Origin of the sequence: Roseofilum sp. Guam, assembly GCF_017746735.1 — a bacterium.
Classification (GTDB): Bacteria; Cyanobacteriota; Cyanobacteriia; order Cyanobacteriales; family Desertifilaceae; genus Roseofilum; species Roseofilum reptotaenium.
Genome location: NZ_JAGHZN010000043.1, coordinates 1 through 26506, shown reverse-complemented (window position 1 = coordinate 26506; position 26506 = coordinate 1). Strand labels below are relative to the sequence as shown.

The 26506-nt window shown below is 45.6% G+C and carries 17 protein-coding genes and 2 tRNA genes; 9 read left to right on the top strand and 10 right to left on the bottom strand.

Translation table 11 applies throughout. The features are described from left to right. Positions 1-43: 43 nt before the first annotated feature. Entirely contained in the window at positions 44-1093 is a 1050-nt protein-coding gene (locus J7529_RS17135; RefSeq protein WP_318729987.1) for a D-alanine--D-alanine ligase family protein, read from the bottom strand. A 428-nt stretch (positions 1094-1521) separates the two neighbouring features. Between J7529_RS17135 and J7529_RS24780 the strand changes: the two genes are divergently transcribed. Further along, a complete protein-coding gene (locus tag J7529_RS24780; protein ID WP_413038911.1) occupies positions 1522-1641 on the top strand; it encodes a DUF4926 domain-containing protein in 120 nt (39 codons plus the stop codon). A 136-nt stretch (positions 1642-1777) separates the two neighbouring features. Here the strand turns inward: J7529_RS24780 and gap are convergent, their stop codons facing one another. Together gap and pckA are read right to left on the bottom strand one after the other, a co-directional pair. Then, positions 1778-2797 carry a type I glyceraldehyde-3-phosphate dehydrogenase gene (gap, locus tag J7529_RS17130; protein WP_271936537.1) on the bottom strand — a complete coding sequence of 340 codons (1020 nt, stop codon included), beginning with the start codon at positions 2795-2797 and terminating at the stop codon, positions 1778-1780. A gap of 174 nt (positions 2798-2971) precedes the next feature. Next, the gene (gene pckA, locus J7529_RS17125; protein WP_318729986.1) at positions 2972-4627 is read right to left on the bottom strand and encodes a phosphoenolpyruvate carboxykinase (ATP); all 1656 of its coding nucleotides are present in this window, start codon (positions 4625-4627) and stop codon (positions 2972-2974) included. A 735-nt stretch (positions 4628-5362) separates the two neighbouring features. Here pckA and J7529_RS17120 point away from each other — a divergent pair. After that, positions 5363-10378, top strand: a complete 5016-nt coding sequence (locus tag J7529_RS17120; RefSeq protein ID WP_318729985.1) for an SBBP repeat-containing protein — start codon at positions 5363-5365, stop codon at positions 10376-10378. Between the two features lie 160 nt (positions 10379-10538). Here the strand turns inward: J7529_RS17120 and pyk are convergent, their stop codons facing one another. The 5 genes from pyk to J7529_RS17095 form a co-directional block, all read right to left on the bottom strand. After that, positions 10539-11963 (bottom strand): pyruvate kinase, encoded by a 1425-nt coding sequence (pyk, locus tag J7529_RS17115; RefSeq protein ID WP_318729984.1) that lies wholly within the window; start codon positions 11961-11963, stop codon positions 10539-10541. Positions 11964-12210: 247 nt separating this feature from the next. Then, a complete protein-coding gene (locus tag J7529_RS17110) occupies positions 12211-13668 on the bottom strand; it encodes a glycoside hydrolase family 13 protein (protein WP_318729983.1) in 1458 nt (485 codons plus the stop codon). A gap of 57 nt (positions 13669-13725) precedes the next feature. Then, positions 13726-14802: a LuxR C-terminal-related transcriptional regulator gene (locus J7529_RS17105; protein ID WP_318729982.1), complete on the bottom strand. Its 1077-nt coding sequence runs from the start codon at positions 14800-14802 to the stop codon at positions 13726-13728. An 18-nt stretch (positions 14803-14820) separates the two neighbouring features. Continuing rightward, positions 14821-15675, bottom strand: coding sequence for a tetratricopeptide repeat protein (locus J7529_RS17100; RefSeq protein WP_318729981.1), 855 nt, complete (start codon positions 15673-15675; stop codon positions 14821-14823). A 151-nt stretch (positions 15676-15826) separates the two neighbouring features. Then, positions 15827-17164, bottom strand: a complete 1338-nt coding sequence (locus tag J7529_RS17095) for an NB-ARC domain-containing protein (RefSeq protein WP_318729980.1) — start codon at positions 17162-17164, stop codon at positions 15827-15829. Between the two features lie 157 nt (positions 17165-17321). On the opposite strand from J7529_RS17095, the gene J7529_RS17090 reads away from it, so the two are divergent. The 3 genes from J7529_RS17090 (at position 17322) to J7529_RS17080 (ending at position 22448) form a co-directional block, all read left to right on the top strand. Continuing rightward, positions 17322-17495 carry a hypothetical protein gene (locus tag J7529_RS17090; RefSeq protein ID WP_318729979.1) on the top strand — a complete coding sequence of 58 codons (174 nt, stop codon included), beginning with the start codon at positions 17322-17324 and terminating at the stop codon, positions 17493-17495. Between the two features lie 177 nt (positions 17496-17672). Further along, the gene (locus J7529_RS17085) at positions 17673-17993 is read left to right on the top strand and encodes an NfeD family protein (RefSeq protein ID WP_318729978.1); all 321 of its coding nucleotides are present in this window, start codon (positions 17673-17675) and stop codon (positions 17991-17993) included. 405 nt (positions 17994-18398) lie between these two features. Further along, a complete protein-coding gene (locus J7529_RS17080; RefSeq protein WP_318729977.1) occupies positions 18399-22448 on the top strand; it encodes a S8 family serine peptidase in 4050 nt (1349 codons plus the stop codon). A 186-nt stretch (positions 22449-22634) separates the two neighbouring features. On the opposite strand, the gene nth is transcribed toward J7529_RS17080, so the two are convergent. Continuing rightward, positions 22635-23288, bottom strand: a complete 654-nt coding sequence (nth, locus tag J7529_RS17075) for an endonuclease III (protein WP_318729976.1) — start codon at positions 23286-23288, stop codon at positions 22635-22637. Positions 23289-23345: 57 nt separating this feature from the next. On the opposite strand from nth, the gene J7529_RS17070 reads away from it, so the two are divergent. The 4 genes from J7529_RS17070 to J7529_RS17055 all read left to right on the top strand — a co-directional run bounded on the left by J7529_RS17070 (position 23346) and on the right by J7529_RS17055 (position 25900). Next, positions 23346-24335 carry a FecCD family ABC transporter permease gene (locus J7529_RS17070; protein ID WP_413038910.1) on the top strand — a complete coding sequence of 330 codons (990 nt, stop codon included), beginning with the start codon at positions 23346-23348 and terminating at the stop codon, positions 24333-24335. 84 nt (positions 24336-24419) lie between these two features. Beyond that, positions 24420-25613, top strand: coding sequence for a hemolysin family protein (locus J7529_RS17065; protein ID WP_318729975.1), 1194 nt, complete (start codon positions 24420-24422; stop codon positions 25611-25613). Positions 25614-25695: 82 nt separating this feature from the next. After that, positions 25696-25777, top strand: a tRNA-Tyr gene (locus J7529_RS17060). A 51-nt stretch (positions 25778-25828) separates the two neighbouring features. Beyond that, a tRNA-Thr gene (locus J7529_RS17055) sits at positions 25829-25900 on the top strand. Between the two features lie 178 nt (positions 25901-26078). On the opposite strand, the gene J7529_RS17050 is transcribed toward J7529_RS17055, so the two are convergent. After that, positions 26079-26506 (bottom strand): hypothetical protein (locus J7529_RS17050; protein ID WP_318729974.1); only part of this gene is annotated, 428 nt, incomplete at its 5' end.

Below are 26506 nucleotides of genomic sequence, written 5' to 3'. Positions count from 1 at the left end.
GGGATAACGTCCTATTGCCTATTCTCCATTGCCTATTCCCTATTTACCTCTCTAGAGCAAATTCAATCAACTGATGCACCAACTCTGGGAAGGGAGTGCCCGTATTAGCCCAGAGTTGGGGGTACATGCTGGTGGAGGTAAATCCAGGCAGGGTGTTGATTTCGTTGATTAGCACTTCTTGGGTAGACTCGATATAGAAAAAGTCTACTCTAGATAATCCGGAGGCATCTACGGCTTGGAAGGCTTGGATAGCCATATTTTGGATGCGATCGCTCACTTCAGAGGGTAAGTCAGCGGGAATGAGCAAATCGGCTTTTCCGGCAGTATATTTGGTTTCGTAGTCGTAGAAGTCGCTCTCAAAGGTAATTTCGCCAATGACGGAGGCTTTAGGATAGTCGTTACCCAGTACGGCACATTCGACTTCTCTAGCGGTAACTCCTGCTTCAATGATAATCCGGCGATCGTAACTAGCAGCGTTATCTAAGGCGGTTTCGAGTTCTTGGCGCGATCGCACTTTGGCAATACCTACTGAAGACCCCAAATTTGCTGGTTTCACAAAACAGGGATACCCTATTTCCGCTTCGATCTCATCGCAGAGTTTCGGAAACACACAAGGATTTGACCAAACTTGAGCGCGAGTCACTGCCTTATATTTAACTTGGGCTAAACCCGCTTGGGCAAACACCATTTTCATCGCAATTTTATCCATACTCACCGCCGATCCGACGATGCCAGAACCCACATAGGGCACTTTCATCAGTTGCAGCAAGCCTTGAATGGAACCATCTTCTCCGTTCGGGCCGTGTAAAATGGGAAACCAAACGTCAACTTCGTTGACTTGCTTGGGAAATTCCCACAAACTTCTTCCTGGCGGGGTATCCGTGGATAATGGTGTACCAGAGTCTAGGACTTGAGTCGCGGTTTCTTGGGCATACCAATAACCATCTTTACGGATATAGAAGGGAATGACTTGGTAGCGATCGCTACTTTCTCCGGTTTGCAGCGCTGTGGCGATCGCCTTTGCCGAAACAATCGAAACTTCATGCTCCCCGGAACATCCCCCAAACAATAGTCCTATCCGTTTCTGGCTCATAACTCTGGTTTCCTCTCCATGTCAACAGCGAAGAGTTTATTATATCCCATTCCCTATTCTAAACCCTCTCTCATCTGCTCTAAAATTTGTAAACTTCTTGGGTTAGACAACTCTTTTTTGTGGCCTTCCTTTAAAACTTTCTGCAAGAATTTCATCCACTTCTGCAAACAAGTTTGGCTCTTTGGATGCTCCTCTCCTAGTCGATCAAATGAAATTTCTAAAGCCTGAAGATAGAGCGGTTCCGCCTCTGAGTATCTTGTTTGAAATTCGTATAGCCCAGCGAGATTCTCTAGACTTTGAGTAACATCTGGATGAGAGGAATGTAACTTATTTTATAGCGTTTCTCTCTTCTATGAGGTACAGCTTGAAGCCTTAGAATCTAAGCTATACAAGCTATTGCCTATTGCCTAGCGCGAAGCGCTATATAAATCTTCAACGCTTCAAGGCAAAAGTACGAACCCCAAGTTTTTGAGGTTGAGTTTAGCGATAATGAAGGAAAAGCTTCTGCCATTGAAACTCTCAAGAAACATGAACTCATGGTTCTTTAAAAGTATCTGATAAATCCGGAGAAAATAGCTGTTTGAATAATTACCTATTACCAGCGCTACGTGCTAAAAAATAGGGTGAGACGCGCTCACCCTATACCATACAGCATCAATAGGAAAAGAGAAGGAAAACCGTGAATTATTCTTTAGCTGCCATGGATAAGATTAAATCTACCATCCGGTTAGAATAACCCCATTCATTGTCATACCAGGAAACAATCTTGAAGAAGTTAGCATTTAATTCGATACCTGCACCAGCATCAAAAATGCTCGAATGGGGATCGGAGGTGAAGTCTGTCGAAACGACTGGATCGTCTGTGTATTTCAAAACACCCTTCATTTCACCTTCGGCAGCTTTCTTCATCGCTTCGCAGATTTCGGCGTAGCTGGTGGCTTTTTCGGTCTTGAAGGTTAAGTCTACGACTGAAACATCGGGAGTCGGAACCCGAAATGCCATCCCAGTGAGCTTACCTTTGAGTTCGGGCAACACTAGGGTAACTGCTTTAGCCGCTCCAGTAGAAGCGGGGATAATATTTTGGGTAGCACTACGTCCGCCGCGTAAATCTTTACGACTGGGGCCGTCAACGGTGGGTTGGGTCGCAGTCATAGCGTGAACGGTAGTCATTAGGCCCTCTGCCAAGCCAAAGTTATCATTAATGACTTTAGCAACGGGAGCTAGACAGTTGGTGGTACAACTGGCGTTAGAAACGACCGTATGTTTGGAGGGGTCGTAAGTCTGATGATTTACTCCTACTAATAGGGTGGGGACTTTGTCGGGGTCTTTTTCCTTAGTCGGTGCAGAAATAACCACTCGTTTCGCGCCTGCTTGCAGGTGGGCAGAAGCTTTTTCATAATCGGTAAATAATCCAGTAGCCTCAACCACGAACTGCACACCGATATCGCCCCAAGGCAGTTCAGCCGGGTTTCTGACCGAATAACAAGGGATCTCTTTCCCATTGACCACGATCGCCCCTTCTTTGGCTTCGACTGTTCCCTTAAATGGCCCATGGGTGGAATCGTATTTGAGTAAGTAGGCAATACTTTCTGGAGGAACCAGGTCATTAATGCCACACACTTCAATTTCTGGATGGGCAACTGCCACCCGAAATACTAGCCGCCCAATACGACCAAATCCATTAATACCAACTTTCACTGTCATATTGACATGACTCCTGTAATCGAAATCGATAGGAAAACAACATTCCGCGATCTACTTTGGCACTTCCTCTTCTGAACCTGGGCTATGGCAAGAATGTTTTAAGCATTGATTAGGGAATAGGGAATAGGCAAGAGGCCATCTTCCCCATCTCCCTATCCCATCAGATCCTAGATTCTAATCAAGGTTCGGCCCGGCTGCGATAATTTCGGGTTCAGCAGTCTTAAAGCGTTTGAAGTTCTCAATAAACTTCTTGGCTAACTGGGTTGCTTGGCGATCGTAAGCGTCTGGATCGCTCCAGGTATTTTTGGGATTCAGAATCTTCGGATCGACATTGGGAACGCTTTCTGGAACCAAGATCTTAAAGATTGGGTGGGGATTGAACTTAACATCCTTAAGACTTCCATTCAACGCAGCCCAAACCATATAGCGGGTATCTTGAATATCAAATCGTTGACCTACGCCATAGGGGCCACCCGTCCATCCAGTATTGATCAAATACACTGAGGTGGTCTCTTTATGTTCTTCTAAACGTTTGGCCAGCATTTCCCCATAAACCGTAGCCGACAGGGGTAGGAATGGCTTCCCAAAACAAGCGGAGAAGGTGGCTTCGGGTTCGGTAATGCCCCGTTCAGTTCCTGCCAGTTTGCTCGTATAGCCAGACATAAAATGATAAATGGCTTGCTCAGTCGTCAGCTTGGAAATGGGAGGCAATACGCCAAATGCATCCGCAGTTAAAAAGATGACGGCTATAGGAGGGCCGCCAATACCGGGAATTACACAGTTGGGAATATAGTTGATGGGGTAAGCACCACGGGTATTTTGGGTTAAGCGCCCATCGTCATAGTCTGGAATACGGGTTTCTTCATCGAGGATAACGTTTTCTAGGAGTGAACCATAGCGCATGGCATCCCAAATTTCTGGTTCTTTTTCTCGTGATAGGCGAATGGTTTTGGCATAGCATCCTCCCTCGAAGTTGAAAATGCCATCAGAAGACCATCCATGTTCATCATCTCCGATCAGGCGACGGCTGGTATCGGCTGAAAGGGTGGTTTTTCCAGTCCCGGAAAGACCAAAGAAGAGAGCCGTGTTTCCTTCATCATCCATGTTGGCACTACAGTGCATCGGCAGCACATCGCGCTTGGTCATGTAGTAGTTCATGAAGGAGAAGGCGGATTTTTTCATTTCGCCAGAGTAAAACGAACCTCCTACAAGGATTAGTTTTTTCGCGAAACTAACAACGATAAAAGCTTCACTATTAATACCGTCAATACCTGGATCGCCTTGTAAACCAGGAACAGCAATAATCGTGAAGTCGGCGTGATGAGTTTCTAGTTCTTGAGCGGTGGGCCGGATGAACATCTGATGCACGAACATATTTTGATAGGCTAGTTCGTTGATGATTCTCACGCTCATCCGGTAATTGGGATCTGAGCCAATATAACCGTCGAAGATGTAGAGGTCTTTGCCTTGAATGTAAGCGAGAACCCGTTTGTGGAGAAGGTCAAATTTTTCGGGGGATAAACCAACATTGACCTTGTTCCAGTGAACTTCATCGTGAATGAAGGGTTCATCGACGATAAAGCGGTCATTGGGCGATCGCCCCGTATACTTGCCTGTTTCTACACAAAATGCACCGTTGGCAGCCAAAACCCCTTCTTTCCGGGCTAGGGCATGTTCCAATAGTTTGGGAACTGCTAGATTTCGATACACCTGTTGGATATTGCGAAAACCGAGTTCGTCGAGTCCGTAGTAAGGAGGACGTAGATGGGGCGCTCTGCTATTGCTTTCGGATGGGGTAATGGCGATCGGTTTAATCGGAGTTTGAACCATAATCTAATCTCCTTAAATTCATCTGACGTTACTTCTTTGTAAATCTTTGTGAATCCTTGTTTGATTCCTTCGATTTAGAAGATTCGACCTTTACTCTACCGTCAATCCCCAAGAATGTTGCATCAGCTTCCAATAAAAAATATGTCGAAAATTCACTGTTTTTATAGTTTTTTGAACTCATACTAAGAAAGCAGCTTCTTAAGTCATAAAAGCCTAACAAAAACTTCTTCAGGGTTTGCTATTTTTAATTTCCTGTAACCTATAGTACAGGGTGCTGTAATCTCGATAATAACAAAATTTTACTTCGATTCCCTTACTGAAAGTCCTGTAACCCATGATCCCCCCGATCCAAATCCATAAGACCACTTCAGCCTCTTCGTTAATTCTAAATCTTAAGAAAAACAAAAGCCCAGAACCACCCAAAAAACAACTCAAACTTACTTAATCAAACGCAACAAGCATTTATCCCTTAAACCATCAATATTTTATTATCTACTCTCTATCATCCATTAGATCAATTAAAAATTAAAAGTTAGAAACTGAAAATTAGGGTAATCGTCTATCCCCGCATCCCCTCATTCACCCACTTCCCTATCCACCTCTTCCTCTTCCTCCCATTCCCCCCACCCCCAAGCTATGATCGAAACAAACTCATGGGATTGACAAGAAAGATCAAAATAATGGGTAAGCTTTGCTATAGTTGGTTCTGTATAAGAGGTATGGGGTGAGGACAACATGGGAATTAATAGTCAACTGCCATCAAACATTCCACAAACAGCACAAGACGACGTACTCCTAGCTTCACAAGCGCTTAACGCGCCCGTTTCTCCCGAAGCTAGGGCAGAGTTCACCAGTCAACGGCCCCTAAGCTTCATCCAGAATGATGGACAAGTGGATGACTCCGTATCCTTCCATGTCCGGGATGGAGACGTGGGCGAAGTTTTCTTTACTCAAGAAGAAATCGTTGTTGCCAATGGTGATGATGTCATTCGAGCTAACTTTGTTGGCTCCAACCCCAATGCCGAGATTAGGGGATGGGAGCAACTCCCTGGTATTGCCAACTTCTTTATCGGCAACGACCCCTCGAAATGGCGCACCAACATCGCAACCTTCGAGGGGGTATGGTACGAAGAAGTCTATGCAGGTGTTGACGTTAAATATTCTGGTGAAAGCGGACAAGTTAAACGGGATATCTATGTTGCCCCCGGTGTAAGCGTTGACACGGTTGTAATCGAATACGAGAACGTCAATGATATTGAAATTCGCGAAGATGGCTCCCTTGCTCTGATTACTGACACCGGAGAGCTAACCGAGAAATCCCCCATCGCCTATCAAATTATTGACGGTCAGCAAATCGATGTCGATGTTGCCTACAAACTTCTCGGCAATAATCAAGTTGGCTTTGAAGTCGGCAGCTATGACTCCAACCATGAATTAGTCCTTGACCCCATCCTGGAATACTCCAACTACTTGGGTGGAAGTTCAGTCGTTTCACTAGATGTCCAACCCTTTAATGATTTCCGGTTAGAAACCCGAACAACAACCCAGACTATTCCAGGGGTTCCCCCCAATCCTCCCACTACCATTACCAACACACAAATCGCTACAGTAACCTTCCAAAATGGAACATTTGTTGCAAATGCAACAAATGTTACCGCTCCTGTCCCTGCGGAAGATGCGGGTTATGCCATTACCGTAGACCAGTTTGGAGCGGCTTACGTTACCGGGGAAACCTTCTCTGTTAACTTTCCTAGAAAGCCATCTGAAGATACTCTTGCCCCCTTTACTCGTCCCCTACCCGACCCTAGGCCTGGAAATGATGTTCGAGAAGCCTTTATCTCCAAAATTAATAGTGATGGCAGCTTAGTTTACTCTACCTATATCGGAGGAGCAGACAAAGACCGAGCAAATGATATTGCTGTAGACCAGGCAGGGAATGCCTATATTGTTGGTGAAACCGAATCTTCAGACTTTCCATCACAACAAGGGCGTACTACAACACCCTTCCAAGCCTTTGCTGGCGGTTCCCAAGACGCTTTTGTTCTCAAACTCAATCCGACTGGAACCCAGATTGACTATGCTTCTTATCTCGGCGGTAGTGGTTTTGAGCGAGGATCTAGCATTGTTGTAGATCCTAATGGAGCAGCCTATGTTACCGGACAAACTACATCAACTGGCCTGGGAACCGCTGGAGTGTTCCAGCAAAATACTAATGCCACTAATGGTAGTGATGCCTTTATTGCTAAAGTGAATGCGACAGGGACTCAGTTAGTTTATTTTACCTATGTGGGGGGTCCTGGATTTGAAGAAGGCATTGGCATTGATATTGACAGTACAGGTAATGCCTATATTTCGGGAACCACCCAATCAACTGGTTTAGCGACCTCCGGAGCTTATCAAACGAACTTAGTGGGCTCTAGTGATGTATTTGTCTCTAAAATTAACGCCAATGCCACCCAACAAGTCTATTTCTCCTACCTTGGTGGGGGTGGCGGAGATGTTGCCGGTGGTATTGTGGTGGACAATGCTGGAGCAGCCTATCTGACAGGTATTACTCCCTCCCCTGACTTCCCTACGGGCCAGAATCTCCAGTCGGGACAAATTCGCAACTTTGCCCAACCCACGTTCCAATCTAACTATCAAGGAGGGCAGTTTGATTCCTTTGTCACCAAGTTTAATCCTAATGGCAGTTCCTTAGCCTACTCTACATTCTTAGGCGGCAGTGGTAATGAAGGGGTTGCTTTCTTACCGCTAACTGCGTCGAGTATTGGTGTAGACCAAGCAGGACAAGCTTATGTTGTCGGTACAACCACGTCTAGAGAAAATAGTGCTAATCCTTTTCCTATTAGAAATGCAGAACAGCCAAATTTTGCTGGCGGTCGAACGGATGCTTTCTTAACCAAACTCAATCGGGATGCCTCTGGGGTAATTTACTCCTCATTTTATGGAGGAGATGGAGATGATTATGGCTATGGAATTGCAGTAGATTCAGCAGGTGCTGCTTATACCACTGGACAAACGGTTTCTAGTAATCTCAATGCTAACCGTAATCCCCAGTTGCCCCCTCCCGGAACATTTGAAGTCTTAACTCCTGGATATCAAACTGGCGATCCTAGTCCAGCACGGAGTATTGACTTCTTTGCCAATAATGTACCTGGGTCGAGAACTCGAATTGGCACTCTAAATGTGGCTAATGAACCCGATGCGTTTGTTACAAAATTCTCCTTTGAAGGGGTAATTGTTACTGAATTTGGAGGCAGTATAGACCTGGTAGAAGGTGGAGTAACTGATTTTATCGGCCTAGAACTCGCAACCCCCCCCACTGCTCCCGTTACGATTCTTCTGACTCCTGATAACGAATCTACCATTGCCCCCAATACCGTCACGTTCACGCCACAAAACTGGAATCGTCCCCAAGCGGTACAAGTGATTGCTGTTAATGATGGGGATGTAGAAGGAGCGCACCAGAGTACCATTAGTTTCCAAACCTTTAGTGGTGACCCCAACTATAACAATATCTTCATTCCCTCAGTGACAGCCAATGTCACGGATAACGACACCCGAGTATTGGTTGAGGAAAACCAGCAACCGAATAGGACAAGGAGTTTACTCGTCTCTGAAAATGGAAATACTAATACCTACACTATCCGATTGGCTCAACAACCAGCTCCGAATACGACAGTGGAAGTGGTTGCCTCGCCAGATTCCCAACTCACCGTTGGTGCAAATGGCAATGCTTTAGGCAATACTCCCTTTACTCTCACCTTCAGTCCTACCGATCCCCGAAATCTCTGGAGTAATCCTCAAACCGTGACCGTGGGGGCAGTTGATGACCTGATTCAAGAAGGGAACCACACGGGACAATTGCAACTCTCGGTGACTAGCCCAGATGGACAGTTTAACAACACTAACGCAATCCTGGTCAATGATACCCCTCTCACCCAAGAGCAAAATCAGCGCAGTACCCTCACTGCCAATATCTTAGATAACGATCAACCCGATATCTTTGTAACGGTTCCCAGTGGAGAACGAACGACTAGTGAAAATGGTACAGGGTTTAATCTCTCTGCCCGATTAGGCAGTATTCCTACCAGCAATGTAGTTGTCCCGATTACAATTAGTGATGCCACAGAAGGGAGGGCAGTTCCTGCAAGCCTGACATTTACGCCACAAAATGCCACTCAACTGCAAACCGTACAAATTCTTGGGGTTCCTGATTCAATCATTGACGGAAACCAATCTTACGTGGTGACGGTTTCCCCAGCCCAAAGTAGTGACCCCAACTATAGCGGACGGCAACCCACAACCAATGAATTTAATGTCCTTAACCTAGATATTGATACCTTTGGTGTGAATGTGACCCCTGTTACGGGTCTGAGGACATCTGAAGAGGCAACAACGGCTACTTTTGATGTAGTGCTCTCTACTAGTGAAGCGCCTCGGGCCAATGTACAGATTAACTTTAGAACCTCTGATACAGGAGAAGGCTTGATTTCTGCGGATGGGCAAACCTTTGCTGAAAATGCTTCCCTGGTGTTTAATGCCCAAAACTTTAATGTTCGTCAAAGGATAACAGTTCGAGGGGTTCCCGATGGTATAGTCGATGGTAATCAAGCCTATACGATTCTAAGTACGCCTACGGTTAGTACAGATCAACGGTTTAATAATGTACCCGTACAAAATGTGGCGGTGATTAATAACGATATTGATCGAGTTGGCTTGAACTTTAATTCCAGCAGTGGCTCAACTACAATCAGTGAAGATGGGGCATCGATTCAATATACCGCTTCTTTACAAAGTCGGCCGAGTGCCAATGTGGTGATTAGCGTTCAACCGGATGTACAAAGCTTGGTAACCCCTCAAGTGCTGACGTTTACGCCAAATAACTTTAATCAGGCGCAAACGGTTAGCATTACTGGCTTTGATGACCGCATTGTGGAAGGAAACCACAGCAGCAGGATTAACTTCTCAGTTACCTCTACCGATACAGATTACGGTAATTTAACCATTAACCCAGTAACACTCACCGTTCTGGATAACGATACCAATCGCCCTGGTTTAACTCCTTCTCCAACTCCTGCACCTTCTCCCTCTCCGGGTTTCCCCAGTTTCCCCGCCTTCCCCAGTTTCCCAACTTTCCCAGGATTCCCCTCACCCTCTCCTGCTCCAACTCCACCACCTGCTCCGAGTCCTGCACCTTCTCCTTCACCGGGAACAGGAAGGGCAACTCCCGGTAATGACAATATTGACATGGGCGCGTTAAATATCCGCAGTATTTCTGCCCTGCAAGGCAATGATATTGTGATTGGTAGTCCTGGCAATGATTTCATTAACGGTAATCAGGGTAATGATTCTCTTTTGGGTTCAGCCGGGAATGATTTCCTCTTTGGTGGTCAAGATAATGACACTCTGCGTGGTAGTACCGGTAATGATAACCTGAATGGAGATTTCGGAAATGACTACCTGGAAGGAGGAGCAGGTAGAGACTTACTCAGTGGTGGCGCTAGTAATGATATATTTGTTTTATCAACCAGTGGCGCAGTGACTACAGTCTTCCAAGCTGACCGAGTTCGGGACTTCGGTAATGGATTGGACCTGATTGGATTAACCGATGGGCTCAATCAAGGGAATATCCAGTTGTTGCAGACGGGATCGGATACGGCAATTCTGTTTAATGGGTTATATCTGGGTGTTGTGGAACGCACGACTCCGGGGCAGTTAAACAATCGGTTTATTCCGGTTTCGTTGTAAGGGTTAAGTCTCCCTCTCCGCAAACCCCTCTTCCTAGGGAGAGGGGTTGTTTTATTTTCATCTTGAACAATAGCAAGGTGGGGGGATGGGGAGGCTCATACTCTGTTCCCTTGTCCGTTAGACAACTGGCTTACAGCCTTAACGGGTGACCCTTACTTAATCATCCCTGAATCCGGTGAATCTTGATAAAATTAGTCCCACGAATTTTCTGTACGGGAGAGCCACCTAAGACCAAGATTTTATCCCCTGGAGCAGCTAAATTTTTAGCTAATAGTTGCTCATTAATTTGGACAATTAACTGCTCCAAAGAATCTTCTGGATTCTCCAATAACATGGGTTTCACTCCCCAGACTAAGTTTAAGCGATGATAAACGCGATCGCGGGGAGTAAAGGCGACTACAGGCGCTTTAGGACGTTCCGCTGCCGCTAGAGTTGCGGTATAACCGCTCGTCGTAAAACAGGCAATACAGCGCAGATCCAGGATCTTATCAATCGTATTCAGAGCCTCACTTAAGGCATGGGTTTCATCAATTTCTGCTGGTGGATAATTAACAAATTCAGCTTCCTTTTCGGTATCCCGAGCAATTCTGACCAACATTTCCACTGCTTTCACCGGATATGCACCCACCGCAGATTCTCCTGAGAGCATTACCGCATCCGTACCATCCATAATCGCATTGGCTACATCCGAGGCTTCCGCACGAGTCGGCCGAGGATTGCGAATCATGCTATCCAACATTTGGGTGGCGGTAATCACCGGAACTCCCTGTTGATTACACAATTGGATAATCCGCTTTTGCAACTTGGGGACACGCTCTGGACTCATCTCTACACCTAAATCTCCCCGTGCCACCATCAAACCATCACATTGCTGCATAATGGCTTCTAAATTTTCAACGGCTTGGGGTTTTTCAATTTTAGCCATCACCTGAACATGGTCAGCTTCATGTTCATGCAGAAATTCTCTGAGCGTGATAATATCCTCAGCACTACGAACAAAACTCAGGGAAACCCAATCAATTCCTTGATCTAACCCAAAGGTTAAATCCTGTTTATCTTTCTCCGTCATGGAAGGCAAACGCAGACTTAAAGAGGGCAAATTCACCCCTTTGCGATTTTTCAGGATACCCCCTTCCATAACCTTACATTCTACTTGGTTGCCCTGGATGGACATAATCTTGAGTTCTAATAAACCATCATCAAGCAAGACTTGTGCCCCCGATTGAGCTTCTTCGGCTAAAAAGGGATAATCAATGGGGATGGTTTGTTCTTGGCCGTTATATTCAGTTTCGGGAACCAAGGTAACTGATGCTCCTGGAATTAGCTCTAGTTCACCTTCGGGAAATCGTCCCACCCGAATTTTGGGCCCTTGCAAATCTTGCAATAAGGTAACTGGAATATCTAATTCTTCGGAAACTTGTCGCAGTCGCGAGACGACTTTAGCATGATCGTCATAACTTCCATGGGAGAAATTAAGACGAGCAACTCTCATTCCTGCTTGGACTAATTCTCGCAGCACTTCTAGCTTATTGCTGGCAGGGCCGATGGTAGCAACGACTTTGGTTCGAGAGAGACTTGAGTTCATAGAATATTGCTGGCTAAGACCGTCTATTCTCACCTAGGGTAACAGCTTAAGATTAATCTCTCTTCAAGGAAGGTTAAGAGGACAAGAGGCAATAGGCAAGGGGCTAGACATTGTGTTTGACCTAGAATCTGCGATCAAACCGCCAAATGCGTCTCTCTATAGGGGATAGAGAGATTGCCATCTCCAAAAATGACCGAAGAGGAAATCCTCTCATTCTCCGTGTCCCCACGCCCACCCCGTCCTCGTGTCAGTCTATGGGGGCAAGTATACAGCCTTGGCGAGGGGGGAGTTGGAGCTGGAGATCGCCATTGTCTAACCATTCGATTTCTGCTTGTCCATAAACCAGGGTTTTGGGGATGTGATTTAAGTTTCTGGGAAAGCAGCGTACGGTAATCGCTTCTTCTCCTGCATTGAGGGCGATAATCAGGGTTTGATCGGTTTCTTGACGGGCGAAGATATAAACAAGTCCTTGAGCAAAAATAACGTGATAGGTTCCGACTCGTAGGGCGCGATACTGGTGTCTGAGGGCGATGAGTTTATGATGGTAGCTTAGGATACTTTTATCACGCTCTTCTGGAGAGGGAAAACTGCGCCGACAGTCCGGATCGATCGCTCCTTCTAATCCGATTTCGTCGCCATAATAGATGCTAGGCGCTCCAGGGAAGGTCATGAGCAGGAGAGTGGCTAATTCAACGCTGGGGCGATCGCCTTGAGCGATGGTGACTAAGCGGGCGGTATCATGGGAATCGAGGAGATTGAGTTGTGCTAGTTGAATTTCCCAGTCATAGAGATGCAGGAGGGATTCGATTTTACTGGCATAACTGGTAGCATTGAGGGCAGGATAGGGTTCATAGGCAGAATGATGAACCAGATCGAGATTGACGCGATCGCCAGCAGTAAAGGCGATCGTTGGAGCAGTAAATAAATAGTTCATGACTCCATCAAACTGGGTTCCATCCAGCCATTGCAGGGCATTTGTCCAAATTTCGCCGACAATATAGGCTTCTGGGTTAATGGCCTTGACTCGTTGCCTAAATTCTTGCCAAAAGCCTTCCACGTTAATACAAAAGGGTACATCTAATCGCCAACCATCGACTCCTAAGCGAATCCAATATTCGGCAATTTGCATAATATATTCTCGCACGTCTGGATTCTGGTGATTAAATTCAGGTAAGGCACGATTATTTGCCCAACCGATATAGTTCGCCGGTTTACTGCCATCATAGGCGGATAGGGGCCAATCTTGGATTTTAAACCAGTCTACCCAAGGGGAATGGGGGCCATTTTCTAGGATGTCATTGAAGTGAAAAAAGCCGCGACTGGCATGATTAAAGACTCCATCTAAGACAATTTTAATCTGGCGTTGATGGGCAGCTTCGAGAAGGGCAAAAAAGGCTGGATTTCCGCCCAGCATGGGATCGACTTGATAATAGTCATGGGTATGGTAACGGTGATTACAAGCCGATTGAAAGATGGGGGTAAAGTAAATGGCTGTAATGCCCAAATCTTGTAAATAATCCAGGGTTTCAATCACACCCCAAAGGTTTCCCCCTTTATAACCTTGCACGGTTGGGGGAGAGTCCCAGGGTTCGAGGGGGAGATGGGGATAAGTAGTGCCTGGGGGTGGGTTGCCTTTGGCGAGGCGATCGGGAAAAATTTGATAGAAAACGGCGTGTTTTACCCAGTCTGGTGTCTGAATGTTCATCTGTGCCACAATCTCCCTGACTCATTGTTCGTTATTCATTGTTCATTATTTATTGCCCTAGTGGGGTAGGGAGATAGATTCAGAGTCTGTGTGTAATCCTTGGATTAAGGAATGAGTATCTAGGTTGGTGTCTAGATGTTGCCGAGCTTCTAGCTGCCAAAGGTCAAGTTCTGGCGATCGCCAGGGAGCATGGATAGAACGGGTTTGATGGGAGTCACAGTCTCGGCATTTTTGCCAATACTCGCTGGCTTCAAGGGGTTTGTCTTGGGCTTCGAGGACTTGAGCCAGGAGACAGTGGGGAGCGGCGCGATCGCTATTTAATCCTACAGATTTTCGTAACCAGGTTTCGGCTTGGGACAGTTTTTTTTTCAGGAAGTAAGCCCATCCCAAATTTTTATAGAGCGTAGATAGAACGGCTTGATTTTTCACTTGGTCAAGGATGGGGATAATGCGTTCAATGGCAGTATCCGGATTATGGCTCAAAATATCTAGGCGGGAGAGGTTGCTGATGGCAGCATGGGCAGCATGAGTTTGGGCTTGAGCTGCTCGATTATAGTGATGGTAGGCGTTGGGAAAATCGCTGAGTTTTTCGTAGGCTGAAGCCAGGTTGTAGTGGACGGCGGGAGAGTCGATCTCGAATTTGAGCGCCCATTGCAGGTAGAATACAGTTCCTGGGAAGTCGCCTTGCATATAGGTGTCGTATCCGGTATTTTTGAGGCGATCGCCGATTTGCTTCTTTTGGCTCCTGTCACTACTGTCTTGCCAGAGTTGCAGTTTCAGTTCTAGATTCTTGTGAATCGCCTCAATAGGCTGGATCTCTTGCAGTAAATCTAGGATACTGTTGCCCTCTCTATTTTGACTGGGTAATCGGTTTTTCAGCAGTTCGGGCTTATATCGAGCCACCAAGGAAACTAGATCGGAGCGCTTGGAGCGGCGCTGTCCGTTCTGTGACTCAGAATTGGCTAAACCGAATTGATCGACAATGCGCTCCACATGCTTGCGGATAGCGGGTTCGCCAATGCCGAGAGCCTCAGCGATCTGCGCGTCTGCCTCACCGGAGAGAATACCATTGAGGACTTGTTGACGGCGATGGGTTAATTTACTGTAGACTTGTTCAAACTCTTCTTGATTCATATCCTATCTTTTTACCTATTACCCATTACCAACACCTGTTCTCTGCGCGATCGCAGATCGTTCTATCTGTTGTGCCAAAATTTTCTCCTTAAAACAGGCTGCCTCTTCTCTAGTTAAAGGAATTTCAATACCAGCCGTCCGTTCTGCCTTGGTTGCCAATTCGATTGCCTGGAGCTTATCCCCTTCACCTTCAGCCACTTTGGCCAAAGCCAGTAAACCCCTGGCGATCGTATCAGTTCGATTAATCTTGGTACTCAGATCGATCGACTCTTGATAATATTTTTTGGCATTCTCATAATCTTGTTGCACAAAATACCATTGCCCCGAATTAATCAGAGGATCGGTTAAGTAATAGTCGTAATACGGATCGTCAATGGAACCTAAAAGCTCTATTGACAAAGTCAGCTCTCGGCAGCTACTAGCGAACTCATTTTCATTGAGATAATATATACCCAAGAGATTATGCAATTCTGCTTCTGAACAAGTCCAAAGATTCCAACGATCTCGATCTTCTCGAGATATTTTTGTTCGTTCTTCAATCGCTATACGCAAAGCATTTCCATAGTAGTTCAATGCCATTTCCATTTTTTCTTTTTGAGAATACAAAACGCCCAAATAACGTAAAGTTCTACACTGCTTCTGAGTATCTTTTAAGGATTCGTACCTTTGCAATGCTTGGAGAAAATTGTTTTCTGCAATCTCAAAGTTTCCCCATTCCATGTTAACCCATCCAATTTCATTCAGGGACTGTGCTTCTTCTGGCACCTTGTTCAGCTTTTGTGCGACTCTGATGACCACATTACTAAAATCATTAAAATCATGCCAATAGCCATACTCGAACAAAGGATCTGTCAGCGCATTCCAAACCTTCATGAAAACAGAAAAAGCTCGTTCCCTATCTTCATTTTCTAGTAAACACTTTTCCTCTAAACTTCGGAGCAAATTAAACAAGTTCTTTCTTTCTTCTAAAACATGTATGTCTATGGACAACAAATCTCTTTACTCCTTAAATAAAAGATTAACCTTACCAATTGATACCCAGTTTCCATTGAGCAATATTTTCTAAGTCTTGTAAATCGGGTTGCCAGTTATCCACTAAGCCACTTCTCAAACTTCTCCTCACCCAAGGATGCAAATCATAGCGATGATTCCCTTCAACATCTGTGACATTTTGAATCAAATACCACTGCTTTAGCTCCCGTTTTGCTACACACCAATCTGACCGCTCGATTTTTTGAGTCCCTAATAATTCATCTAAAGTTATACCAGCATCCGCTTGTTGACCCATATAACGCAATACATTTTTAGCTGAATTATTCAAATGTTTCCATGCAGTTTCGAGAGAAAACTTATAGAAGTTTTCCACTTCTCCACTCGCTTCTTCTAAGGCTGATAAAACCGGTTCTAAATCTTCATCATACCAAACACGACCGACGATAAAATGTAAGGCTAGTGGTGCACCACAAGATAACTCATATATTCTTTGTAAATTACATTCACTAGCGTTTAACAAAGCAGGAATATGATTGATTTTTGCCTCGTCTTGCAAAAGGGCATAAGACCATCTTTGTTCTAATCCTGGGACATGCTTTAATCCGAGATAGGGAACTTTCTTTTCAATGCGACTGGTGAGTAGAGCACGACTAGGATTAAGCATTTTGACCAACCGAGGTAGGATTTCTTCAATATTTGAGGTCTCAGCATTATCCAACACTATAAGTGTTTTTTTCTCTCTTAATTTTTCCTGAATTTTCTGCTGAGTACAGCTCAGTTGATGGGCTATCTGATTAATAAACTGGTTCCAAGTTAAAGTGTCGTCCTGATTAGTTTGGCTAAGGGTTCCATCAACAAATTCACTTTGCCTAGCGGTTACCCAAAGAACATCAGCAAAAAGATGCTGTTCGAGGGCTGTCTGGGCAATTTGACAAGCAGCCTCTGTTTTCCCATAGCCTGCTGTGCCGTTCAATGATAAAATCAAAGGCTGTTGAGGATCTCTAAGATAATTGAGCACTTCAGTCGTGAGAATTTCTCGACCCCAGACTCTCCGACAACGAAGGTTGGGTATCCAGATTCCTGTCCGATCTTCAGAATTCGTTTTATCAATCACTTCTTCCCAATTCAGGGATAAAACTTGGCAGTAAGCGCGGAAGGCATTGGCATTAATGGAGCGTTTTCCAGCAAGAAAACGTTTCCACGTTCCCTCAGAAATCCCTTCAGCAAAAGGATGGCCATCCTTACGATTAGGCTCAAGAATTTTGGTTGCTTCTTGAAGCCATTTATCACTATCAACAGTCCAGCCTTTTTGGTCTCTAGCCTTTTTGATTTGCGTGAGTCCATTTTTAGAAGCTCTAAGAGTCTGCATATTGATATTGTTTTTTGTCAAGATCAATTTTAGATCAGCTTGTTAGCGATCTTAGCTGATCTGGTAGGTAAATGCAAAATTAGTCACGGTAAAAGTAAGGCTAATCAAAAACTGATTTGGTTTAGCTTTGTTCTTTAATGTTGCTGAACATAATCCGATGAAAAGCTTTATCTTGTTAAGTTTACCCCTATTCACTTTTTTGGCGATCGCCTCTTCATCTAGCCAGTTATTGGTCAAGTCTGCTTGGTCAAGAAACGCCGCGATCGCTGAAGATCCCATTGTTCCAACTAATGTCGAACCCAAGCCCTCTAAGGGGAAGGCCGTTAGTTAGCCAAGAGTATTGGGCGATCGAGGTTCCAGGTAGAAGTCAGCCATTACCTCTACCTGGAACAAGAATTTGTAACGTTTTGTGTAAATCTAGACCTAAACCTCTTGACAAGTTGGGAAAAGTTCAGTATCAATAGTTATGTCACTATAAGTGACAAAAACTCACATAGGAGATATGTCCATGAATTGGCATCAACCCCCCCCTCCTAGGGCTAACCTGTGGCAATCGCTTCGCGGTGTGTTTGCACCATCATCGCCTAAAGTTGCGACTCCCCTATTGCCCTACTGGACAACCTCTGACCCTGTAGTTTTTCTTGAAGGGGAAGGAGTGGTTGACCAGCCCATCCCTCCCTATGGAAAGGGCCGCGTATATTACCGAGGGTCATGGTGGCCGGCCACCTGCACGGAAGAGACCACCTTGCTTACCGGTCAGGAAGTAAAGGTTATTCAACGACAAAATATCACATTATTAGTCACTCCTGTATCATCGCGGTTAACTTAACACTCAAGACCCATTTATCCAAGTTATGGTTATCCAGAATGGAGTGAAGTTGAAGGAAGCAATCTCAACACCCTCGATCGTCTTTATGATTGCTTCCTTCGGGTGGCAATGACAGGGGTTGAACAGGACTCGAGCTGAAGTCCATAATAAAGGCTAAAATTGACTTGTTTTTAGGGATTCAATTTCCTGTATGTATTGCATTTATGTTCTTTGAAAATATATAAAAAAATAGATTAAATTTGATTTAAAGATACTTTTTGCGTTAGAATAAATCAATTAGTGCAGAGACACAAAGACACAACTCTAAGAGGAAATGAAATCAGAATCCATCTGATTTCCCCTCTTTTTTTCTCTATTCCTCACACTTCAAAGGCTTTTCATTAACCTAATCAGGAGGCAATACCGATGATTCGCTTCGGAACAACAGAGAATGATTTAATCGTTGAAACCCAAGAAAATGATATTATTTGGGGATTAGCAGGTGCAGATATTATTGCCAGTAATGCCGGTAATGATGAACTCTACGGTAACCCGGGAAATGATGTACTTTTAGGTGGCACGGGTGCCGATCGCATTTGGGGAGGACTTGATGATGATTTGATCGTCGGAAATCCACAGGAAGATTATGCAAATGGAAATTTGGGCAATGATACGGTACATGGTGGTCAAGGCGATGACTGCGTACGGGGTGGACAGGGGAATGATTGGGTGGCTGGCGATCGCGGCAACGATATCCTCTACGGTGACTTAGGCGACAATACCCTAGTGGGCGGCCCCGGACAAGATATCTTTGTCTTAGGTAGCGGAGAAGATGTCATCCTTGACTTCACCCCAGGACAGGATCGAGTAGGACTGGCTCCAGGAGTAACGTTTGATAGTCTACAGGTGAGTCAACAGGGAGAAGATAGTGTGGTGAGCGATCGCGCCACCGGAGCCATTATCGGCATCTTCCAAGGTATCGATGCAACCAGTCTTGAGTCATCCCAATTCACCAGCACCCTCCTCAATATCCCTACTCCCTCACCCCTGCCTTCCCTACCCGACATTCCCTCATCCTCTCCTGCTCCCGCACCCAGCCTTTCCATCCTGCCACCTGCGGCTGAAGTTACCTCCATAGAAACCGATCCCGGCAACACCCTAGAAACCGCCAGCAGCATCTCCCTCGCCTCCAATACCCGAACCTTCTCCCAAAGCGTCGGCGGTAGCGATGTTGCCGACTACTACAAATTCAGCCTCGGTGCAACCAACACCTTCGAGTTATCCCTAACCGGACTTACCGCCTTAGCCACCGTCGATGTCTTAGACGAACAAGGTAACGTCGTCCTCAACGGACAACTGAGCAACAACACCTCCGTCATCTCCGGAGAACTCCCTGGAGGACAATACCGTCTCCGCGTAACTAGCGATGCTCCTACCAATTACCTGCTCAATACCCGCATCACTCCTCAGCTTCCTGGTATTACCATAACTGCATCAGACGTACCCATTCAAACTACTACATCTGAGTCTCTCCCTCTGATGAAGGTCGATACGTTCAGAGCAGATAACCGCTTTAAAGCTCCAGATGGCAGCACCATAGATGGTAGCGGTTACACTGTTGTTGTTCTCGACACGGGAATCAACAAAGACCATCCCGCTTTTGGCGGTCGGATTGTTTACAGTGAAGATTTCGGTGATAACGATACAGATGCTTCTGATGTTGACGGCCACGGCTCCCATGTATCCAGTATTATCGCTTCTTCCGACAGTACCTATCCTGGAGTAGCTCCAGGAGTGGATATTATTCACCTCAAAGTTTTTAGAGATGATGGCAAGGGTAATTTTGGCATGACGGAAAAGGCATTAAACTGGGTAATAGCAAATGCTGATAGCTACGCTAACACTAAGCCGATTGTTAGTGTCAACATGTCTCTTGGCCAAACCCTTGATACAAATGGTGATGACATAGCCGACATTGGTGCTAACTATCAGCCAGGAGATACTTTACCCGATCTTGGTCTTGATGAGAAACTCAAGATTTTAAGAGATAAAGGTATTATTGTTGTATCTTCTTCTGGTAACGATTTCTATGAAAATAACAGTACGCCTGGAGTAGGTTACCCTGCTGCCGATCCTAATTCCTTATCAATTGGAGCAGTTTACGATGCTACTTATAATAGTCCAATCGGGCTATATGAAGATCTAAACGAAAATGGTACAATTGAACTCGATGAACTGCAAGATGATAAAGCGGCAGCTAGTTATACAGCCAAACCCGATGACATAACAGCATTTTCCCAACGTCATCCTGACCTGACAACGGTTTTTGCGCCAGGAGGTTTTGTTCATGGAGCGAATCCTACTGGAACTCAATTCAATCCGCAATCAGGTACATCCCAAGCAGCGCCTCATGTAGCAGGAATGGTAGCTTTAGCACAACAGTTGGCACAGCAAACTATAGGAAGGCTGCTAACTCCTGATGAATTTGAACAAATGCTCAAAGACACTGGCGATACCATCTTTGACGGGGATGATGGAGATGATACTACCTTTGATGAAGATGATAATGTCACCAGTACAAATGCTAGTTACCAGCGAGTCAATATGTTCGCTTTAGCGGAGGCAATCTTGCAAATGGCTCCGGCTACTGCACCAATGGCTAATTCAGATACATTAAGTAGCGGCTTGGTAGCGACAGTAACGGGAACATCAGGTGATGATTCTCTACCTGACCAAGCTAATCAAAGTAATACTGTTCCCATCACCATCAATACGGCCGATATCTTAGCTAATGACTCTCCGAACAATAACCTGGTAGTTGAGGAAGTGAGTAATCCATTCGGTCACTCTGTTACTTTATCTGGCGACACGATCTCTTTCATTCCCAATATCCTATATCCGGGGGTCTTTGATTACACAGTCAAAGATACAACCACAAACCAGACCTCTAACTTAGCCAGAGTAATCCTAAACTTTGACCTCAACCTTGATGGACTAGCAGGTAACGACCTGTTGGTTGGAGGAGTATTGGGTCGCGATACGATTCAAGGTGGAGATGGAAATGACAGCATCTTTGCAGGTACTGGAGGTGTTTATACTGATGATACGGTTGGTGGTAGTGATACGGTTATCGGTGGCCGTGATGACGATAGTATCTTTGGAGGCAACGGCGATGATTACCTGGACGTTGACGCGAGTCTAGTCAATTCCATCATTCCTGCCAGTGATGATGCTGTTCAAGGCAATGACACTGTGCGTGGTGGATATGGTAATGATACTATTGGTCGCTTGGGTTCTGCGGTAGGAGCGACTGGAGTAGACTACTACGACGGTGGAGAAGGCAATGACAGTATCCAAGGTGGAAACCAAGGGGCTAATACTGTTGGAGATACCCTTATCGGAGGCGGTGGGAACGATACCATTGAAGCAGGAGGACAAGGTGATGATTCAGTTTTAGGAGGAGACGGAGATGATGTAATTACAATCGGTGGGGGTAATGATTTTGCTGATAGTGGGAATGGCAACGATAGCATTCTTGCTATTGGTGGAAACAATACTATTTTGACAGGTGACGGAGATGATTCTGTTATTACCAATGCAGGTACTCATTATATTGATTTTGGAGCAGGTAATGACAATGCCGTATTTGAAGCCTTCACCATTGCTACCATCAATGCAGGAGATGGAAATGATTTTGTTTCGGGTGGTTTAAGTAGCACTATAGCTGGTGGTGCAGGTAACGATACCTTCTATGGTGGCGTTCTGGATGACTCTATCCGAGGGGGGAGTGATGATGATTATCTCTCTGGAGGATTTGGTGATGGTAATGACACCATTAGTGGGGATGATGGCAACGACTTCATTGAGGGTGTTGATGGCAATGATAGTATCCTTGGTGGAAATGGCCAAGATACCATTGAAGGAGGTTTTGGTAGCGACACTCTCAGTGGTTTTGATGGCTCAAGTGGAGGAGATGGAACAGACCGCTTTGTTTTCAATTTTGCAGAACTTCTCGGCCCAGGCAATACTCAAATTCAGTATCCTCCGAATATCGGATTTCCCTTTTCTTTATTTCCCTATAAGTTAGCCAATCTTCCTGCATCACTTAGTCCATCTGAAGCGGATTTCATTACAGACTTCGATCCCAATCAAGATGAGATTGAAATTGTCCGTCAGACCTATTCAGTTATCGATTATTGGGACTCTGTTGATCCACAAGATATAGTATTTGGCAGACAAATTAATCTGAGTAGTACTAACTCTCTTGTTGGTCACCTTAACTTGACACCTATTACGGGTGGAACTCTTCTGTATCTTGAACGGGATAAATTAAATGGTTTTACAGATGGAGTTGATGGAGATATTGCTGTAGCAACCTTCCTAGGATTAAACCCAGGTGACTTTACTGCTGCTAACTTTATTGGAACTATTACCGGCGGGCCAACTACTTCAATTGAAGTAGTTAAAGTTACATAGCGGTAATCCTAGTAGCCCCATAGCTGCTAACTTTGTACTTCCTGGTAATCTTGGTATTTCCTAGGTTTAGATAAATGATGTAGGATTGAAATGGGAGGAGTACAAAGATCGCCTCTCTGACTGGATGGGACTACTTAATCGAGGCACTATTAAGCCCAATTTCATAAAGAAATGGTATCAGTTTGATCAATTTTGATTAAATCGACATACATCAGCTAAAACACAATTTCCACAATCTGGTTTTTTCGCCTGACAAATGGCACGACCATGGTAAATTAAGCGGATTGACCAATTCTCCCAGTCGGGTTGGGGCAGGAGGCGCATTAAGTCTCGCTCTATGCGAATGGGGTCTTTGTGTTCGGTTAAGCCTAGGCGATCGCTTAAACGCTTGACATGAGTATCAACAGTTACGCCCATATGAATGCCGAAACCGTGAGCGAGGACAACATTAGCCGTTTTACGAGCCACCCCTGGCAGTTTGAGCAATTCTTCCATTCTTTGAGGCACTTTACCCCCAAAATCTTGCACAATCATATAACAAGCGCCTTTAATATTTTTGGCTTTATTGCGATAGAATCCAGTCGATCGCACCAAAGCCTCCAATTCCTCTAACGGTGCATCTGCTAACCCAGGGGCATCCGGATAGCGTCGGAATAATTCTGGAGTCACTTGATTCACGCGCTCATCCGTGCATTGGGCGGATAAAATGGTCGCTACCAGCAACTGTACCGGCGTTTCATAAGTTAACGTACAGGTGGCATCGGGATACAAACGCTTCAGCCGGATCAGGATTTCTCTAGCTTTTTGCTGTTTGGCTGACCATTTGCGGGTGATATTCATCGATACTGGGATAACATCAATTGTTCAATTGTTATATTACTCATTCTTGATTGAGTCTTGACGCTCGTGACTCCTATTCGTGTCTTCTCCATCCTCTTGCTGATCGCCGTTGGCTTAGGCTTAACCTTAGCTCTGTCCCTCTCATTTGGTGCTGTTTCCCTGACTCAAACCGAACTCTGGGAAGCCCTCTGGCATCAGGGAGATACAGTGAATCAAACCATTATTTGGCAGTTGCGACTGCCCAGAGTCGTCGCTGCTGTTTGTGTGGGATCGGCTTTGGGAACCTCTGGCGCTTTATTGCAAGGCATGTTACGCAATCCCTTAGCTACCCCTTTTTTACTCGGTATTTCTGCCGGTGCAGGTTTAGTCTCCGTTGCTATGGTGACGTTGGGAGTTGCCCAAAGTTGGATACCCTTAGGGGCTTGGTTGGGTGCGGTTTTAACCACGACTCTCGTTTATGGGTTGGCTCGCAGTGTGAATGGCATCTCCGTAGAGCGCTTAATTTTAGGGGGTGTGGCGGTCTCTTCCCTGTTTGGGGCAGTACAGACCACATTGCTGTTATTATCCGCAGATAGCCGCATTCAGCAAGCGCTCAATTGGTTGGTAGGCAGCTTGAATGGTCGGGGATGGGCAGAAGTACAAGTGGCGGCTCCCTATTTAATTTTGGCGTTGATAGGCGCTATTCTCTTAGCCCGATCGCTCAATGTCCTGAATTTAGGCGATGATTTAGCGGTAGGATTAGGCGTATCCTTGGGGCGATCGCGTCTCCTCATCGGCTCTATTGCCACCCTGCTGGCTGCTGGAGCCGTCAGTATTGCCGGGTTAATCGGTTTTGTCGGTCTCATTGTCCCCCATGGTATTCGCTTACTGATCGGTGGTAATGATTACCGTTTGATTATTCCCCTCTCTGCTCTGGGAGGCGCTTGGGTGCTAACCTTCGCGGACTTACTCTCCCGGCTAGGCGCTGTAGAATTACCGGTTGGTGCAGTCACGGCTCTTCTGGGTTCCCCTCTGTTTGTCTGGTTACTCTATCGGCGATCGATGTAATACTTAAAAACGTTGCCGAAATCCCCCTTGAATGGCATCATGAATCATCCATAATTAAGTATTGCTTTCTTATCCAACATTCTGGTGATTCCCCACCCTCTTACTTCCCATCTGCTGGCAGCGGCTGAAAGTGGCCCTTTGCTTGGCTCCATCTGGCTAGATGCAACAGTCTTAATGGTCATGTTAGTCCTCTCAGCCTGCTTCTCTGGCTCAGAAACAGCCATTACTGCCCTCGATAATTTCAAACTCCGCGCCCTAATTAAGGAGCAGGGAGACCCCCAAGGGATTTTTCGCCTGGTTCTAGAGCAACGGACAAGGTTCATTACCACTCTCCTCGTTGGCAATAACCTGATTAACAATTTTTCCGCTGTCCTCACCAGCAACCTGTTTGCCCTCTGGCTAGGCAATGCCGGGTTAGGGGTGGCAACCGCAGTCATTACCTTTCTGGTGCTAATTTTTGGCGAAATCACGCCGAAGTCCCTGGCGATCAATAATGTGTTGGCCTTTTTTAAGGCGGTGGTGCGACCCATTTATTGGCTATCTCGCGCCTTATCGGCGATCGGCATTATTGATTTTCTGGAATGGATCGCCCAAAGTGCAATTCGCTTTTTCCAGGGTAATACCACCCAGGATGACGCTTCCCTGCAAGATTTGCAACTGATGATTGAGATTTTGGGCGGTAAAGGAAAATTGGATTTCTATAAGCATGAGTTGCTCAATAAAGCCTTGATGCTCGATGAATTGACCGCGAAAGATGTGGTTAAACCCCGCATCGATATGCGTACTATTTCCCATGAAGCCACGTTACAAGAGTTGGTGAATCTCTGTTTAGAAACCGGGTTTTCCCGAATTCCGGTTCAGGAAGAGTCAAAAGATCAAATCCTCGGCGTAGTTCACCTCAAACGCGCCCTCCAAACCCTGAAAAATCTCCCCCCAGGAGAGCGTAATTTAGCCCCAGTGACCGCCGGAATGGATTCGCCTGTCTATGTGCCTGAGGTGAAAGGGGTGAGCGATCTGTTGAAGGAAATGCTCCAAAGTCGGATTCATTTGGCGATCGTTGTGGATGAGTATGGGGGAACTGTAGGACTTGTCACTCTCGAAGATGTCTTAGAAGAGTTAGTGGGTGAAATTTATGATGAAAGTGACTTTCCCCATCGTCCCCTCCGTCCCGGACGCACAGCAAAACCCCCCAAAGATCGCCGATGGATTCCAGGCTTACCAGGAAGGGCGCGATCGCCCCGCTCACCAGCATCTCATGAGAATTTCCTGGATCGATAAACCTCCATCTCAAAAAAAAAACTTCCCAGGGGGTTGTGTTTTGACTAAACCTTATGCTAAATTAGGAAGTCAGTGAGCAAAAGGGTCGATGCCCGAGTGGTTAATGGGGGCGGACTGTAAATCCGCTGGCTATGCCTACGCTGGTTCAAATCCAGCTCGGCCCATCACCGCCTCTTCTAACATGCAGTTAGAACTAAAAGTTTAGTCAATGAACTGCCCGTGTAGCTCAGTGGTAGAGCACACCCTTGGTAAGGGTGAGGTCACGAGTTCAATCCTCGTCACGGGCTTCTTTTGAACACCCTCTCTCACACCTTACCAATGGCATCCTCTGCCACTTGAGCTACAGGGATAAGCTAAAACTGCCATATCATCCCATTATTGTACCTTGACTGGTCTATGGGTGGTCTAAGAAAAGTGCATTTTACTTAATGGGGATTAGCGACTTATGAGATGTCTTGTAAATCCTTAAGCGACAGCATTGTACGAGTGTACAGTGGTATTATAGACTTCAGTAAGCCATTCCTGAGAAAACCAGCCCCCACGGTGACGAGGGTCATCACTCATATCCTCAAGCCATGCCTGAACTTTTGGATTAGACGATGAAAAAGAAAGGTCAAACCCAACATAATATATCCATTGTTTAGTAGATAAATCCAAGTTCACAAATTCAACTGTATGGCTATACTTTTCACTGAATAGGTCAACATGATTAATCTGAACTTTATCGCCAACGTTAAACCGATTCGCTCCTGGATAGTCTGATTCGTTGATGTAAGTGTAATACTGCCGCTCGTCGTCATCCGCTGCTTGCCATGCGGAAATTGGCACGAGAACTTGTACCATATTAGATGCTCCTGATTGTGAGAGAACCACGATTGGGAGAAGTCTTGGGA